Origin of the sequence: Methanosalsum zhilinae DSM 4017 (assembly GCF_000217995.1) — an archaeon.
Lineage (GTDB): Archaea > Halobacteriota > Methanosarcinia > Methanosarcinales > Methanosarcinaceae > Methanosalsum > Methanosalsum zhilinae.
In genome coordinates this window covers 1,394,901-1,410,993 of sequence record NC_015676.1, presented here as the reverse complement: position 1 = coordinate 1,410,993, position 16,093 = coordinate 1,394,901, and the positions used below count along the sequence as shown (strand labels likewise).

Genomic DNA, 16,093 nt, shown 5'->3' with positions numbered 1-16,093 from the left:
AATGATGCGTGAAAATCAAGAATTAGGATTTGATAAAATACAGGCCACTAAGAAAGAAGAAGGAACTGTTACTTGCCTCGGAATGACCTTTAAAAGCGAAGAGCAGCGCCGCAATTATTTCACCGAAAAGCTGCGTGAAAAACTCCAGGATCAGAAGTTCCGTAACATAGAAGGCTTCCCCATCGGCTCGGATGAAGACATCCTGCACCTGAGCGACCCACCATACTACACTGCCTGCCCAAATCCCTGGATTGCAGATTTCATCAACGAGTGGGAATCAGAAAAGCCAGAAAAACCTGCAGACTACAAGTACCACAGGGAACCCTTTGCAGCCGATGTGAGCGAAGGCAAGAACGATCCCATCTACAATGCTCACTCATATCACACCAAAGTGCCTCACAAAGCCATCATGCGCTACATCCTCCACTACACCGAACCTGGAGACATAGTCTTTGACGGCTTCTGTGGTACAGGTATGACTGGTGTGGCTGCACAGATGTGTGGCGACCGCAAGACCGTGGAATCCCTCGGCTACCAGGTTAAACCCGACGGCACTATCATGCAACAGGAGACTGATGATGACGGTAAGACTCGTTGGGTGCCTTTCTCAAAGCTTGGTGTGCGCAGAGCTGTTTTGAATGATTTATCTCCGGCAGCGACTTTTATTGCTTACAATTACAACACTCCTGTGGATGTGAAGGCATTTGAAAAGGAAGCAAAACGTATCTTAATGGAAGTCGAAGAAGAATGTGGGTGGATGTATGACACCAGGCATTCTGATGGCAGGATGGGAAAGGTAAATTATATTGTCTGGTCAGATGTATTTGTTTGTCCGGAGTGTGCTAATGAGGTTATATTTTGGGAAGAAGCTGTAGATAAAGAAGCTTCCAAGGTAAAAGATGAATTTCCTTGTCCACATTGTTCAGCAAAGCTAACCAAACGCAGTATGGAACATGCTTTGATAACTAAGTACGATACGGCAATAAAAGAAACTGTCAGACAAGTAAAACAAGTGCCAGTGCTTATCAATTATTCAGTAGAAAAAAAACGTTTTGAGAAAAAACCTGATGAATTTGATTTTGAGTTGATCGATAAAATTGAAAATTGCGAGATTCCTTATTGGTTCCCAACTAATCGAATGATGGAAGGTAAAGAAACCCGTCGTAATGACCGTATAGGCATTACTCATGTCCACCACTTCTACACAAAAAGGAACTTGTGGATTTTATCTTCAATACGCCACCGATGCGAAAAAAGTCAAGCTATCCTCATGTTCAATTCTCAATTAATTAATATAAGTAAGTTAAACCGTTATAGACCTGGAGTATTCATTCCCTTACAATCCTTTGAGTGGGACTTTTTATATTGGATCACAAATTTCAGAATCTAATGTATTTGTTGCTTATTACAATAAACTGAAGAAACTGTGTTTAGCTTTTAAAGATGTTGAATTATCTACGTTGATAAGTACAAAATCAAGTACCGATTCCTTCTGTGGACAAGTTGATTATGTTTTTACAGATCCTCCATTTGGTTCTAATCTAAATTATTCTGAGTTGAGTTCTCTTTGGGAAGAGTGGCTAAGATTAAAAACAAAAAATGAAGTTGAAGCTATAGAAAACAAATCTCAAGGCAAGAGCTTAGATGATTATCGTCATCTGATGACGGAATGTTTCAGGGAAAAATATAAGGCACTTAAACCTGGACGCTGGATGACAGTTGAATTCTCTAATACAAATGCTTCTGTTTGGAATAGTATTCAAACAGCATTATTAGAAGCTGGATTCATTGCTGCAAACGTTTCCTCTTTAGATAAACAACAGAGAAGTTTTAAAGCGGTTACTACACCAACAGCCGTTAAACAAGATCTTGTTATCTCTGCTTACAAACCCAATGGCGGCTTCGAGCAACGCTTCCAGAATGAAGCAGAAACTGAAGACGGTGTATGGGACTTTATCCGTACTCATTTGGAATATCTTCCAGTCACCAAATACCAGGGAGCTTTAATGCAATTAATTCCCGAACGTGATTCGCGTATTCTTTTCGATCAGATGGTAGCCTACTACGTCCGCAAAGGATATCCCGTACCAATTTCTAGTCAGGATTTTCAGATAGGACTTGGGCAGCGGTTCATTGAGCGTGATGGTATGTACTTCTTACCAGAGCAGGCTGCAGAGTATGATCGTAAGAAACTGACATCCGGACACTTCATCCAAACAAAACTTTTCGTGTCTGACGAGGCTTCTGCAATTCAGTGGTTACGTCAGCTTCTCAAGGTAAAACCACAGACATTCCAGGATATTAATCCGCAGTTCATGCAGGAGCTTGGTGGCTGGAGCAAGAACGAAGAGCAACTGGACCTTAGGGAACTGCTGAACCAGAACTTCCTCAGCTACAATGGTATTGGTGACGTGCCAAGCCAGATACATGGCTATCTTTCTACGAATTGGCCGGAGATGCGTAACCTGCAGAAGAATGATCCGGGATTGGTGGCTAAGGCTAAGGATAGATGGTATGTACCAGATCCCAACAAGGCAGGGGACCTGGAGAAACTGCGTGAGAAGTCACTGCTGAAAGAGTTCGAGGAGTACAGGCAGTCTACTAAGAAGCTCAAAGTATTCAGGATGGAGGCTGTACAGGCTGGTTTTAAGAAGGCATGGCAGGAGAGGGATTATTCTACGATAATTAAGGTGGCTGATCTGATTCCGAACAAGGTTCTGGAAGAGGATCCAAAGTTGCTGATGTGGTATGATCAGGCTGTGACAAGGGTTGGAGGGGAATGAGATGTTCCTAACAAAAGTCCAGATTGAAAATTTTCGTGGTGTTAGTTCATTAGAGATTGAATTTGATCATGACATTACCGTTCTGATTGGGGAAAATAACAGCGGAAAAACTTCTGTACTAGAGGCATTACGCATAGGTATGGATTTAATAAAGTCTGATCGAACTTTTAATTTTTCAGAATATGATTTTTACCGTGACAATGAAATAAAGAAGAAAGAGCAGTTTTTACCAATAAATCTCACATTTACATTTGAGGAAACAGAAGAACATCAATGGAACGATAAAATCGTACAATCATTAAACGAGGTAATTGTTGGTGATGATTACTCAAAGATTAAATTGCGTATAAGTGGTTGGTTTGATGAAGAAGATGGTGAATTAAAACAAAGTTATTGCTTTTTAGACGATGCTGGTAATGAAATGGTAGGTAAGCAGTCTTTTCTTAAAGAAATAAGAAAACTACGTCCTTTTTATTATCTTTCTGCACTTAGAGATGCAAAAGAAGAATTTCGTAGCCAAGCTACATTTTGGTCAGCTTTTTTAAAAAGTAAAAGCCTAAATGATGATACCAGAATCGAATTAGAATCTGAACTAGAAGAAGTAAATAAAAAAATTGTTGGTTCTCACTTGTCATTTCAGGACGTTGTTACCGAAGTAAAGCAGCTTTCAACTCTTATTTCTGTAGGAGATGCTAATAATGTTAGCATAGATCCTAAACCAGCTGATTTTTATAAAACAATACGATACACAGATGTAAACATTCCTACCGTCACTAATACAAAAGTTCCTATCTATAACCATGGAGAAGGTACTCAGAGTCTTTGCGTGCTTCTTCTTTTTAGTGCATATTTAAAAACCCGGATAAAAGTCGATGTAAATCGTTTAGCAGAGCCAATAATTGCGATTGAAGAACCAGAAGCACACTTGCACCCCAATGCAATCCGTGCAATTTGGCCTATTTTAGGTAATTTGCCAGGGCAAAAGATTATTGCAACTCATTCAGGTGACATTCTGTCGGAGGTGCCTGTTGAAAATCTTAGAAGAATGAATAGAATGTCAAATGTATGCGAATGCAATATAATTCAAAAGGATTGCTTGACTCCTGAAGAGTTGAGGAAATTTAATCACCAAGTTAGAAGAAATCGTGGAGAATTACTATTTGCTAAAAAATGGTTACTTGTTGAGGGTGAGACTGACGTTTCTGTAGTGTCCGAATGTGCTCAAATATTAGAAATTGATATACATCAATGTGGTCTGCGAATTGTCGAATATAGTCAAGCAGGTGGTCCTGGTTTATTTATCAAAGTGGCAGATTCCCTTGGTATTGATTGGCATTTGTTAGCAGATAATGATCAAGCCGGAGATAAGTATATTAGAAGTGCAAAGAATTTGTTGAATGGAAGAGACGAGTCTACATATATTACAAAACTTTCTGAGTCAAACATGGATGTTCTTCTTTGTGTTGCAGGTTACGGAGATCCTTATTTAGATGGAATAAGTACTAATACTACTACTTATCCAACTGCTACTTGGGAACAAGTATTAGAAGAAATAAAAGAAACTTTTCCCGAGAAACCAGGTCAAGCTTTGAATGTAGCCAGAAAACTAGAAGACAGATCTAATCCTGAAATTACAGCAGAAGAGGAAACTCCTGAATATTGGAATCAGGTATATGCTTGCCTCAAAAGACACTTTTCAAAGCCTGCTGCTTCACTTAATGCAATTATGTTAATTAAAGATAGAGGAGCAGATGGTGTCCCAGAAGAAATAAAACAGATTCTTGAAAAAGTCAATGGTATTTCTGGAGGTGCCCAATGATATCAGTTTTTCAGCTAAATGAAAGTCAACGCCAAGCAGTTGAATGGGGAGAGAAATCCCTTCTCGTACTTGCCGGACCGGGATCTGGTAAAACTGCTGTTTTGACGATGAGAATCGCAAACATTATAAAAAACAGTCCCGATGAAAATTTCCGTATCCTTGGTCTAACATTCACTGTGAAAGCAGCCAAGGAAATGAAAGACCGGATAAATATGCTGCTTGGGAATATGGATAATAGAGTTCAGCTGCGTACCTTTCATGCATTTTGTACTGATTTATTGCGTCAACATGGGAGTCATCTCAACCTTAAGCCGGACTTTTCAGTGATAACTGATGAAAAGGATCGAATTGCCATCCTTAAGGAACTTGATGTTGATAATCCTGAAGATATATTAAGCAGAATAGATACCATGTTTACTCACGGGATATCTGTTGAGGAACTACCAAAGTATTTCACTCCTGAAAATCAAACTGAGTGTTACGATTTACAAACAATATTTAATCAATACATTCAAGCACTTTCAAAGGAAAATCAACTAGATTTTGGGTCTATGCTCTACTTCACAAGACAACTTCTTGAAACGAAACCACGCATTGCTCGACAACTAAGAACAGTGTACAAGTATATCTGTGTAGATGAATTCCAAGATACAAATCTAGCTCAATATTTAATACTCAAATTGTTAGCTCCCACCGAAAATGCAAATCTTTTTATTGTCGCAGATGAAGACCAGATTATCTTCCAGTGGAATGGAGCTGATCCAAAAAGATTGGAATCTCTTAAAAGCGATTACAATATAGAAGTCCTGCAACTTCCATATAATTATCGTTGCCAAAAGGAAATCGTAGAAATAGCAAATAAGCTCATTGAACATAATTCCTATAGAATCCATACAAAAAAACCTGGAATTCCGTTTAGTGATGAAAGTGGTACAGTTAAATTAACATCATATGAAAATTTTGACCATGAACTTTCAGGTTTAGTTGATGAGATTAACGTAATTCCTCTAAAAAGTAGAGATAAATGTTTATTGATAGCAAGAAGCAATAAACTACTTACTGCTGCAAATAAGTACTTAAATGAACATAGTATAAATGCAGAAATCGTCAGCAAGAATCAAGATTTTTCAAGTCCTATTCTACTGACAATGTATTTTTGCCTTAAATTGGCCAATGCAGCTAACTCTCGTAGTGTTCTCAACAAGCTTTGTGCATCAGCAACTGACATAAACGGTTTAGTACTATCAGCTGAAGACATCTCTGCAAAAGCACATGTTGAAGGTAGTTCTTTGCTTCGTGCTTTTTTTGATACTGCTTCTCAAAGTGAAATATTGAATCCAGTTTGTAATGCCGGAATCAGTTATCTTTGTGATACAATCCAATTTCAAAAATTTATTGAGATATACATTAATCATTTCGATTACTTGAATACTGACGATGAAAAAGATGATTTATTTCCTGATTACAAAGACGATAAAGAAAATTGGACGAGAATTGCACAGGACATTGAGGATACTTATGAAGGAAATGTTGGACTCCACGTATTTCTCCAAGAAATGGATTTAACGCCCAAGTTGAAGTCAATTGGAAAAGATTGCGTCCGATTACAAACAGTTCACTCTGCAAAAGGAATGGAGTTCGATCATGTTTTTATTATAGGATTAGCTGAAGAGCAGTTCCCAACTTATTTTGCAATTAGAAGTGGAAATAAATCAATAGAAGAAGAGAGAAGAAACTGTTTTGTAGCAATTACTCGTGCATCAAAATCTCTGTATTTGAGTTATGCAAACGAATATTTTGGATGGCATAAGCAACCTTCTCGTTTTTTAAAGGAGATGGGGTTGCTAAATGATTAAAGAATGGCAATACTCCACCATCCACAACTCACCCTGCAAAGTAATCGAAGAACAAAACCTGTGGGGAAACATAGTTTACCGTATCTGGCTTCCAAATCAGGATACTGTGGTCAGGGTTCCGCAGTCAGCACTGCGACCATTGACTGCAGAGATTCAGCCGGAGATCGAAGCAAACCGAATTACGTATGTTGCTGCAGCAGCAAAGGTAGCTGAAGTGCTGGAGGGCGGTTCACATGATTCGGATGGGCCTGTGCTTCTTGCTCCGATGGAATCAAATGTCATTCCGCTTCCGCATCAGATACGTGTTCTCTCAAGAGCTGTTTCTGGAGATAAGGTACGTTATCTGCTAGCTGATGAGGTTGGTCTGGGGAAGACAATTGAAGCAGGACTTATCATGCGTGAGCTCAAATTACGAGGTTTGGTTCGTCGTATTCTGGTTGTTGCGCCGAAGGGTCTGGCTACTCAGTGGGTCAGCGAGATGCATACGCACTTCAACGAGGATTTCCAGCTTGTTTTCGGCGAAGACCTTGCAACGATAAAAAGAATAATCAGTGGTAACCATTCTCGCTATTGGGCACAGGGTACTAAGCTCCGGTTCCTGGATGAACCTGATGAACTGCAGCATGCAAATCCATGGAGGATGTTCGATCAGGTGATAGTATCCCTTGACTCTGTCAAGCCCATGGATAAACGCAGGGGATGGAGTCAGGAACGTATTGATGAGTATAACCGCTCCAGATTTGAAGATCTGATCACTGCCGGGTGGGATATGGTCGTGGTTGATGAATCACACAGGCTAGGGGGCAGTACGGATCAGGTTGCCAGATACAAGCTTGGAAGAGGACTTGCAGAGGCTGCACCATATCTTCTATTGCTTTCAGCAACCCCACATCAGGGTAAAAGTGATGCATTTCATCGTTTGATGAGCTTGTTGGATGACAAAACCTTTCCTGACATGGATAGCGTTACTCGTGAACGAGTGGCAGCTTATGTGATCCGTACAGAGAAACGTAGAGCAGTTGATGGAGATGGCAATCCACTATTCAAACCACGTGTTACAAAGATGGCACCTGTTACATGGGAAGAACGACACAGATCACAGCAAATGCTCTATGAGGAAGTAACAAAATACGTCCGTGAAGGGTACAATCAGGCACTAAGGGAAAAGAAGCAGCACATTGGCTTTCTGATGATACTCATGCAGAGACTTGTGGTTTCAAGTACAAGGGCCATTCGCACTACACTGGAACGTAGGCTTGAAGTTCTCAAAGACATAGAAATTCGAACTTCCCAGCGTCTGGAAGAGATTACAGATTCTGGTGATGAAGTTGATGAACTTTATGAGATGGATGGACAGGAACTGCTCGATGAGCTTCTTAAATCCCGTATTTCTGCCATGCAGAACGAAAGGATCCAGGTGGAAAACCTTCTTGAAACGGCTTACCAATGTGAGCAGCAAGCACCTGATGCCAAAGCAGAATCACTGATAGAATGGATCTATCAGCTCCAGGCAGAAGAGAATGAAGCAGACCTCAAATTACTGATATTCACCGAATTCGTTCCAACCCAACAGATGCTTAAAGAATTCCTTGAAGCCCGAGGTATTTCTGTAGTAACACTTAATGGCTTCATGGATATGGACGAACGAAAAAAGGCCCAGGATGATTTCTGTGACAAAGTACGTGTACTCATTTCTACTGATGCAGGTGGTGAAGGCCTGAACCTTCAGTTCTGTCATGTTGTCATAAACTATGATATCCCATGGAACCCAATGAGACTGGAACAACGTATAGGTCGTGTTGATCGTATCGGTCAGGCCAAAGTTGTAAGAGCAATAAACTTCCTTTTCCAGGAATCTATAGAATTCAGGGTCCGAGAAGTTCTCGAACAGAAACTTTCAATAATCCTTAATGAATTTGGAATCGACAAAACAGGAGATGTACTTGACTCCGCTCAGGCTGGGGAATTATTCGAAGGTATTTTTGCTTCTGCAATTCTTGATCCTGATAATGTTGAAGCTTCAGTTGATAATACAGTATCCAAGATTAGAGAAGAGATCCATGAGATTCGTGAATCATCACCGATCTTTGGTATTTCGGAAGAACCTGACCTGCAAACTGCAGATCGTCTACGATCACATCCACTTCCCTATTGGGTCGAACGTATGACAGTAGGTTATATTAAATCCCACGGCGGTCATGCAATACGTAAAAGAGAATCATGGGACCTTATGTGGCCTGACAGTAAAGTTCCTATGAATTGCACCTTCAATTCACATCGATCGCAACTTAAAGATGATGTCGTGTTACTTAATCTGGAAGATAACAAGATAAGAGGACTTGCACTTAACCTACCAATGATTGCTTCCGGGCAGCCAATTCCATGCGTATCTATAGATGAATTATCATCCAAGATATCTGGCTTTTGGGGATTGTTCGAGATTCGTATAGTATCGGGCACATACAATAGCAACCATACTATGACTATTCCACAAATAAGGAGACGATATCTCAGTGTCTTTGTATCCGACGAAGGGAATATATTCCTTCCAACTGCCCGCCATATATGGGACATCATGCAGACAGCAGAGCTAAAGATTTTACATTCTCTTGACCACAAAGCATCCATTGATGCATATGATAAAGTTACCAATGCTGCTGAATCTGCTGGGCAGGCATTATTTAATACCCTTAAGCAAGAACATAGCTCTGCAATTGAACATGAAGAAATAAGAGGTCATCATGCATTTGAAGCACGGAGAAAAGCCATAGGACGTCTTGGTCTCCCCGAGGTTCGTCAATATCGTTTAGATAAATGTATTTCCGAAGAGAACGTATGGAAAAAAGAACTTGAAATTGCAAAAGAGACAGTACCAGATATAAAACCACTTTTGCTAATGCAAATACAAAGGAGAGACTGATGAGTCCATGTACTTGGAGAGATAGTATACTTAACGAGTTTGTGCCAAATATAAGCAAAGTCATCATTGTAATCGATCCTGATGACCTGCTGACCGAAGAAAAACTCTCGCTTGAACTCAAAAACCGTGGTTTTGATCTTATTGATTTCAAAGACTCTGTTGAATTCAGGTATGCCTATGAATCAGGATACAGAACTCTATGGGACCAGGGACAACAGACCAAACAGACAGTTGTGATTCGTGTGTGTAACTCCCAGTGGGATGCCCTGCCTTATGATCTCCTCAAAGCTGGAAGAATATTGAAATTTACCCTTGGTAATATTTTCCCCAATCTAAGTTATTCTATAATTGAGAAACTTGATAGCAGTTTCCTGGACGAATTATTTGCTGCTCAAAACAAATATTCTCCACGTAAACTAGGTAATAATGACACCAAGGATTTTGTAATCCAATATGTTTTTGGTATTGTACCATATCTTATCACCAACGATGTTGAACTACTTCGTACACTGCTTAGGATTCATTACAATAAGCTTAAACTACCGCCAATCTTGTCTGGTCGACTGGTTCAAATCTTAAAAGGTAACAGTCGTTTTAATGATTGGCCACTTGAAATTATCGTCTCCGATGATGGAGCCTTTTTTGCGTTTCTACAAGAACGTTGGCCCCCATTCCTTGATGTGCTGGCTCACGGAAACCATATCATTAAAGAAACATCAGCTTACAATCTGAAATATGGAGGACCAACCACATTACCATTTGATCATGAGGACATCCGTGTTTACATTGACAATCTTTTTGTTGAAGGCAAGCTCATTCCAGTTCAAAAATCTGGCACAAATATAGAAACAAATCCCTGGATAAAAAGCGGTGTATCTGAAACAAATGACAATGATCCTAACATTCGTATTAATGGTCTTCTTGAGATTATCGAAAATGAAATTCCCGTTCCAGAGTCACTTTATTCAGAATGGATCGACTTCGCAATGAAATGGGCAGAATTAAGAGCACTTATTCACACAACCAATCAAGTTAATGAATTGGAACGATTCAAGCAGATCAGTACTTTAGTCAACAATAAGTTCACAAACTGGATGCTTGAACGCTATGCTGGTCTGATTAATCTTCCTCCAACAAATCCTGCAATGCTTCATCATGTTCCTCGCCGAATGGTTAGGGAACTTGAATCTGAAAAAAACATGAGTTTGGCTCTTGTTGTTGTTGATGGTCTATCTCTTGACCAGTGGGTCACTATAAAAAAAGTTCTCCATGAACAAGATCCTAATTTGGTTATGAAAGAATCAGCAACTTTTGCCTGGATACCTACATTGACTTCCGTATCAAGACAGGCAGTTTTCTCGGGAAGAACACCTATTTCCTATCCAAAATCAATTAACACAACAAACAATGAAGGAAACCTGTGGCGCCAGTTCTGGGAAGACAATGGTGTATCACGTCAGAAAATTGCTTATCAGCGTAGCTTGGGAGATGGTAATGTTTGCGAGATTCTTGATGATAGTTTCAATCTAAACCAAACAAAGGTCATTGGTTTGGTCGTTGACAAGGTCGACAAGATTATGCATGGTATGCAACTCGGTGCTTCTGGAATGCACAATCAGATTAAACAATGGTGCGAAGGAGGTTTTCTTTTTTCTCTAATTGAATACCTCTTAGATAACAATTATCAAGTATGGTTAACATCAGATCATGGCAATATAGAATGTAATGGAAAAGGACGTTCATTTGAAGGATCTATAGCCGAAAATCGTGGCGAGAGAGCAAGGATTTATCCTACTTTGGAACTTAGAGATTCAGTTGCCAAAACATTACCATTTGCAATAAAATGGAATCCTATAGGCTTACCACCTGGTTATTTCCCGTTGGTAACTGAGGGAGACGATGCATTTGTCAAGGAAGGAGAAACTATAGTTGGTCACGGTGGAATTTCAATGGAAGAAGTAATTGTTCCTTTGGTAAAATTTGAAAAGAGGAGTCGTTGATGAGTAAAAGGTATGATTCCATTGGAATAAAGCAGGTTATTCGTTATGAATGGATGGAAAAAACAGCTAGTATGCTTCTTGCAGGAATGGATGAGAAATCAATACGTTCAGAGTTTAATGAGTATCTAATGCATTATAGATGCGGTGGTTCTGAAGATCAACGAAGTAAGAACACATGCAAATTTGTCGTTGCCAATCTAATGAAAACCTGGGTATCTCCTGAACCTGAGCTTTTAGGTTTACGGGATTCTGCCTTAGAGCAGCTACGCAAATATCCTTCTGAATCTCTTGCAATACACTGGGCAATGATTTGTGCAGCTTATCCTTTTTGGTATAACGTATCTTTGCAGGTGGGGAGACTTTTGAACCTTCAAGATCAGATTACTCTACATCAGATAACCAACAGACTCAAAGAGCAATATGGTGATAGACAAACTATTAGCAGGTATGCCAGATATGTGATTCGTTCTCTCGTAGAATGGGGTATTTTAAAGGATTCAGAATGTAAAGGATGTTATGTAAAAGCAAATCAACTAAACGTACACGATGATGAAATTGTTGTTTTGCTTGTAGAGTCAGTATTGTATGCAATACCAGAAAATAAAGGATGTTTTAAAATGATAACAAGTTCACCTGCACTTTTTCCATTTCAGTTATCTATGATATCAGTTGATTACATCTCAAATAAGTCAAACCGAATAAATGTAATTACTTATGGTCTGGATGAAATTTTTTTGCAATTAAAGTGAGAATTAATTAGATTTTTTATAAATAAGATAAAGGAAGTTAAATCTAAGACATTAAATACCTAAAAAGTATAACTCGTTTGCAACTATTATTCAGATGACAATTTCTATAGAGTTACAATACTAAAGGCAATAATAAGTAGAATGAAAGCAAAATAGACTTACTACAAAGAGGAATCTGTATTGTTGAATAAGGCTATATTAATTGCTTGCAAAGCACATTATGGGCAGAGAGATAAAGGCGGGGAGCCTTACATCCTTCATCCTCTAAGAATCATGATGAAGATGAATACAGATATTGAGAGAATATGTGCAGTGTTACATGATGTTGTGGAAGATTCATCAATAACGTTTAAAGAACTTAAAGATGAAGGCTTTTCAGAAGAAGTGATTGAAGTGCTTACTCATCTAACAAAAAAAGAAGGGGAAGATTATAGCCTGTTCATTGACAGAATTTCGCAAAATTATATCGCTTGTAGGGTGAAGCTAGCAGATATTGAAGATAACCTGGTTTTATCTCGGATTCCAGACCCTACACCTGAAGATAAACTCAGGATAGAGAAGTATAAGGCAGCTAGGAGCAAGCTTTCTTAGAGTTATCAAAAAACAGGGTTAATACAACAATTATTAAGATAATATGAAGTCTCAAGTTAATCTTCAAAATATGACCCTGAGTAATTTTTTGTTGGTTTATTGTAAACCAGATATTGATTGAAAAGAAAAGCCGGAACCATAGAATATGTTCCATTTATATTTTAAAGGGATGAAAAGTCGGCTATGTAGAAATCCTATTTTCTATTACCACTTCAACCTAATGTTATAAAAAGGATAAGTCCCCTGTGTTTTTTTGGTAAACAAACAAAAACAACAGGGGGATGAATATTTTTGTCAAGAAAATACTTAAACTTTATGATACAGCCATTGCTGTCTCAGGAATATCTCATCTTCCATTGTATAGCAGTAAGTATTCTAAGTGAAAATATACTCAGCACCAGTTAATGACACTGGTTTTACTAAAAGAATACTTAAATGAGGACTATAGAAACTTCGTTGAACTCATTGAATTAATGGATAAAGTACAGAATAAACTTGGAATAAAACAGGTACCACATTTTACAACATTACAAAAATTCATGAGTAGAATACCATCAGTATATTTTAACAGCATATTGAAACAAACTCTAAAACTCTTTTATTATCATGGTGAAAGAATATATCTCACTGCTATTGATTCAAGTGGATTTACGGGTGGACATTGTAGTTACAATTATTCAATGAGGACTGGAAAGAAAAGGAGATCATATCTAAAAACAAGTATAGCAATTGATGTTGAAAAATTTATTGTTACTGGGTTTAAGGTCTCAAGTAAACCTGTACACGATACGAAACACGCACAAACATTGCTGAAGCAATGCCATAGACTTCGTCATTCAGAATACGATGTCCTGGATAAAGGGTATGACTCTGAACAAATTCATGTTCTCAAACGAGAGAACATGAATTCAAGTCCTCTTATCCCTGTAAGACAGAGGAAAAGAAAGAAAATAAATGGCAAATACCGTAGGAAAATGGTTGAAGAGTTTGATGAGAAACTCTACCATTCGAGAAACCTGGTAGAAACAATGTTCTCCGTTCTGAAAAGAAAATGTGGTGAAGAAATTAAGTCAAGAAAGTACAGAAACCAGGTAAAGGAAGTAAATGTAAGATTTAACACATAATATCGAAAAGTATAACTCATTTACAATTATTATTTACATAAGATTTCTACAGAGCCTATTTTTTTATTGTTCTTTAGAAGTTATCTTTTTTACTTTATGTTTTGGTAACTCAAGGTTTCCTTGTTTGAGATCCATAACTATATTTTTCATTGCTCTCCTTCCAGCAATGCGATTGTTTGTTCTAAAATGTTTCATAGAAGCACTAATAAACCGATAGTTTTGAATCAATTGAGGTAAATCAAAAATTTCCCCAAAAATTTTAATAGTTTCTTCATCTCGTGGACCTATATTAGTATTAGTATTAAGTATTGAGTTTATTGCAGATTTTTTAGGGTCATTTTCAAGTCCTTTAAACCAGTTTTTGATAGTTACATAGTTATATCTATAACCATCATGGTTTAATTTACTATAAATCTCCTTTAATTCATATTCTTTTAATACAGATTTAAGTGCACTTTTCCATTCTGCAATATAACCTATCAAACTTTCATATTCCATATTTGATAGTAGTCTATTATTACGGTGACTTTCAATTTCTCTCTCTAGATACTTTAATTTAGTCTCTGAACTAATAACTATAAACTCTTGGTTCTTCTTTAGTTTACTAGCATAAATTGGGGAATAAAAACCTTTTTCGAAAAGAATAACATGTTCTAAGCTTGAAGATTCTATAATATTTCCTTCAGCACAAATAATTTTATAATTAATTGACCTATTCATATCATCCAAGTCTGATACTTCTTCAATGTCGTCATCAGCATCGAGACTTCGCAAAAATCCACTATATGAAGTGTAATGAAAACCCCTTTTAAAATCTCTAAAGTTGTTATTCATATATTTTTTTAAATCTGTAAATTTAGAAGTTTTAGTAGAACTACAGCCCCTTTGGTTAATTTTAAGATTTGAATTGAACTCTGTTGAATCGTGCATTATATTATCATCTTGAGACATATTAGTAAAATGTTCCAGAATGAGAACTTCTTCAGGATAAAGTACAAAAATCACGTCTTCTGCAATGGTTAACACATCATCTAATACGGTATTAGAAGGAACAAAAGGAATCATGATCGTATCAATTATGATTTCATCCATCAATACATCTCGGGATATCAGCTCAGGATACCAAATATTGTCGGCTTCAATTATATTTTTATAGTCCGTATCTGCAATAACCTCACTAAACATTTCTGAATAGTTTCTATTGGGAAGTAAAAGCGAAACAGTTTTACCTAGCTCATTTAAAGCTTTTGCTCTTAGTAGAACATGATTAAATTTTAAATTTGTATCTAATAGATGGTTTTCCATTTTTTGAAATAGAAGGTTAAACATCAATGAGTCTCGTGGACACAATTTATTATTTTTTGCTATTTGTTCACTAGGCAATTGTTCTAAATTGCTATTATGAGTATGTTCATACTGCAACTCGTTATAGCTTTTGAGCTTTATTGGTAAAGTAAAGTAGAAATTTATTAGTGCCTCTATATCATTAGTTGACCCATTAGAATTCGAAAGTGCGTCCAGTATTTCTTTTAGCAAGGAGCTTAAATCGTGATCATCTATTAAACTAATTTTAACATCATCTTTCTCAATCTGTCTTTTATTTTTATTTTTAACACTTACTTCCAGGTAAGCCCAACCACTGTGTTTTAAGTCTGACACAATGGATTTTATTCTGTCACCAACTTTATTTTTGTCTCTTTTAGTTAAAATCAAAACTTTATGACCATAAAATTCATTTAGAGACTCAAAAATATTAGGAACTCTAAAAAATATAAAATAGTTAAATATTTTTAGATTTTTAGTATCTCTGTTTATGTCGAACACTTTGTTTTGTTTGATAGGATTTTGAATTAGTAGTCTATAAAGACTAGAACTATCTCTTTTAGTTCTAAGTTCTTTTAAGGATTCATTCACAAATCGCTTTCCTGTACTATCTGTAATAAATGCAAATGGCGTTTTTAACTCATAATATTTATACATAAGTTCAGAAACTATCAGCCTTAACAACAAATTGTTATCTTCACTAAAATCTATTATCAACCCAGCTCTTCTATTCTTTCGAATATTTCGATAGACTTGTCTGACTAACTCTATTTCTGCATTTGAGATCTCAATATTTTCTTCTCTATATATCAGGATAGAGCGTTTCATTAAATCTTCTATTACAGGTTTATCAGTCAGATAAAAATCCCCATTGAAACTGCATTATTTAAACAATATTTTTATATATACCAATTCACTTAAAAATATT

General features: G+C 37.2%; 9 protein-coding genes and 1 pseudogene. 9 read left to right on the top strand and 1 reads right to left on the bottom strand.

The features are described 5' to 3' along the window. The first annotated feature begins 1 nt into the window (after position 1). From MZHIL_RS10700 to MZHIL_RS06545, 9 genes and pseudogenes are all read left to right on the top strand, one after another. On the top strand, positions 2 to 1,390 hold the full coding sequence (locus MZHIL_RS10700; protein ID WP_245527529.1) for a DNA methyltransferase: 1,389 nt from the start codon (positions 2 to 4) through the stop codon (positions 1,388 to 1,390). Next, complete coding sequence (locus MZHIL_RS10695; RefSeq protein WP_216579994.1) at positions 1,347 to 2,783, top strand: hypothetical protein; 1,437 nt, start codon at positions 1,347 to 1,349, stop codon at positions 2,781 to 2,783. Before MZHIL_RS10700 ends, MZHIL_RS10695 begins: the two co-directional genes overlap by 44 nt. A 1-nt stretch (position 2,784) precedes the next feature. Then, positions 2,785 to 4,602, top strand: a complete 1,818-nt coding sequence (locus MZHIL_RS06575) for an ATP-dependent nuclease (protein WP_013898591.1) — start codon at positions 2,785 to 2,787, stop codon at positions 4,600 to 4,602. Then, positions 4,599 to 6,458, top strand: coding sequence for an ATP-dependent helicase (locus tag MZHIL_RS06570; RefSeq protein WP_013898590.1), 1,860 nt, complete (start codon positions 4,599 to 4,601; stop codon positions 6,456 to 6,458). The genes MZHIL_RS06575 and MZHIL_RS06570 overlap by 4 nt, the downstream gene beginning before the upstream one ends. Then, positions 6,451 to 9,378, top strand: a complete 2,928-nt coding sequence (locus MZHIL_RS06565) for a DEAD/DEAH box helicase (RefSeq protein WP_013898589.1) — start codon at positions 6,451 to 6,453, stop codon at positions 9,376 to 9,378. Before MZHIL_RS06570 ends, MZHIL_RS06565 begins: the two co-directional genes overlap by 8 nt. Continuing rightward, positions 9,378 to 11,378 (top strand): BREX-3 system phosphatase PglZ, encoded by a 2,001-nt coding sequence (gene pglZ, locus MZHIL_RS06560; RefSeq protein WP_013898588.1) that lies wholly within the window; start codon positions 9,378 to 9,380, stop codon positions 11,376 to 11,378. Before MZHIL_RS06565 ends, pglZ begins: the two co-directional genes overlap by 1 nt. Beyond that, entirely contained in the window at positions 11,378 to 12,127 is a 750-nt protein-coding gene (locus tag MZHIL_RS06555; RefSeq protein WP_013898587.1) for a hypothetical protein, read from the top strand. The genes pglZ and MZHIL_RS06555 overlap by 1 nt, the downstream gene beginning before the upstream one ends. Before the next feature lie 183 nt (positions 12,128 to 12,310). Further along, a complete protein-coding gene (locus MZHIL_RS06550) occupies positions 12,311 to 12,718 on the top strand; it encodes a GTP pyrophosphokinase (RefSeq protein WP_216579992.1) in 408 nt (135 codons plus the stop codon). A gap of 291 nt (positions 12,719 to 13,009) precedes the next feature. Then, positions 13,010 to 13,885 (top strand): annotated as a pseudogene (locus MZHIL_RS06545) (IS5 family transposase); the annotation flags it as partial. 20 nt (positions 13,886 to 13,905) lie between these two features. On the opposite strand, the gene MZHIL_RS06540 reads toward MZHIL_RS06545, so the two are convergent. After that, on the bottom strand, positions 13,906 to 15,993 hold the full coding sequence (locus MZHIL_RS06540) for a hypothetical protein (protein WP_013898584.1): 2,088 nt from the start codon (positions 15,991 to 15,993) through the stop codon (positions 13,906 to 13,908). Positions 15,994 to 16,093: the final 100 nt, after the last annotated feature.

What these genes read in the sequence shown, in the direction of transcription:
- MZHIL_RS10700 (WP_245527529.1), top strand. Translation starts at nt 2, where the DNA reads ATGATGCGTGAAAATCAAGAATTAGGATTTGATAAAATACAGGCCACT.
- MZHIL_RS06575 (WP_013898591.1), top strand. Translation starts at nt 2,785, where the DNA reads ATGTTCCTAACAAAAGTCCAGATTGAAAATTTTCGTGGTGTTAGTTCA.
- MZHIL_RS06570 (WP_013898590.1), top strand. Translation starts at nt 4,599, where the DNA reads ATGATATCAGTTTTTCAGCTAAATGAAAGTCAACGCCAAGCAGTTGAA.
- MZHIL_RS06565 (WP_013898589.1), top strand. Translation starts at nt 6,451, where the DNA reads ATGATTAAAGAATGGCAATACTCCACCATCCACAACTCACCCTGCAAA.
- pglZ (WP_013898588.1), top strand. Translation starts at nt 9,378, where the DNA reads ATGAGTCCATGTACTTGGAGAGATAGTATACTTAACGAGTTTGTGCCA.
- MZHIL_RS06555 (WP_013898587.1), top strand. Translation starts at nt 11,378, where the DNA reads ATGAGTAAAAGGTATGATTCCATTGGAATAAAGCAGGTTATTCGTTAT.
- MZHIL_RS06540 (WP_013898584.1), bottom strand. Translation starts at nt 15,993, where the DNA reads ATGAAACGCTCTATCCTGATATATAGAGAAGAAAATATTGAGATCTCA.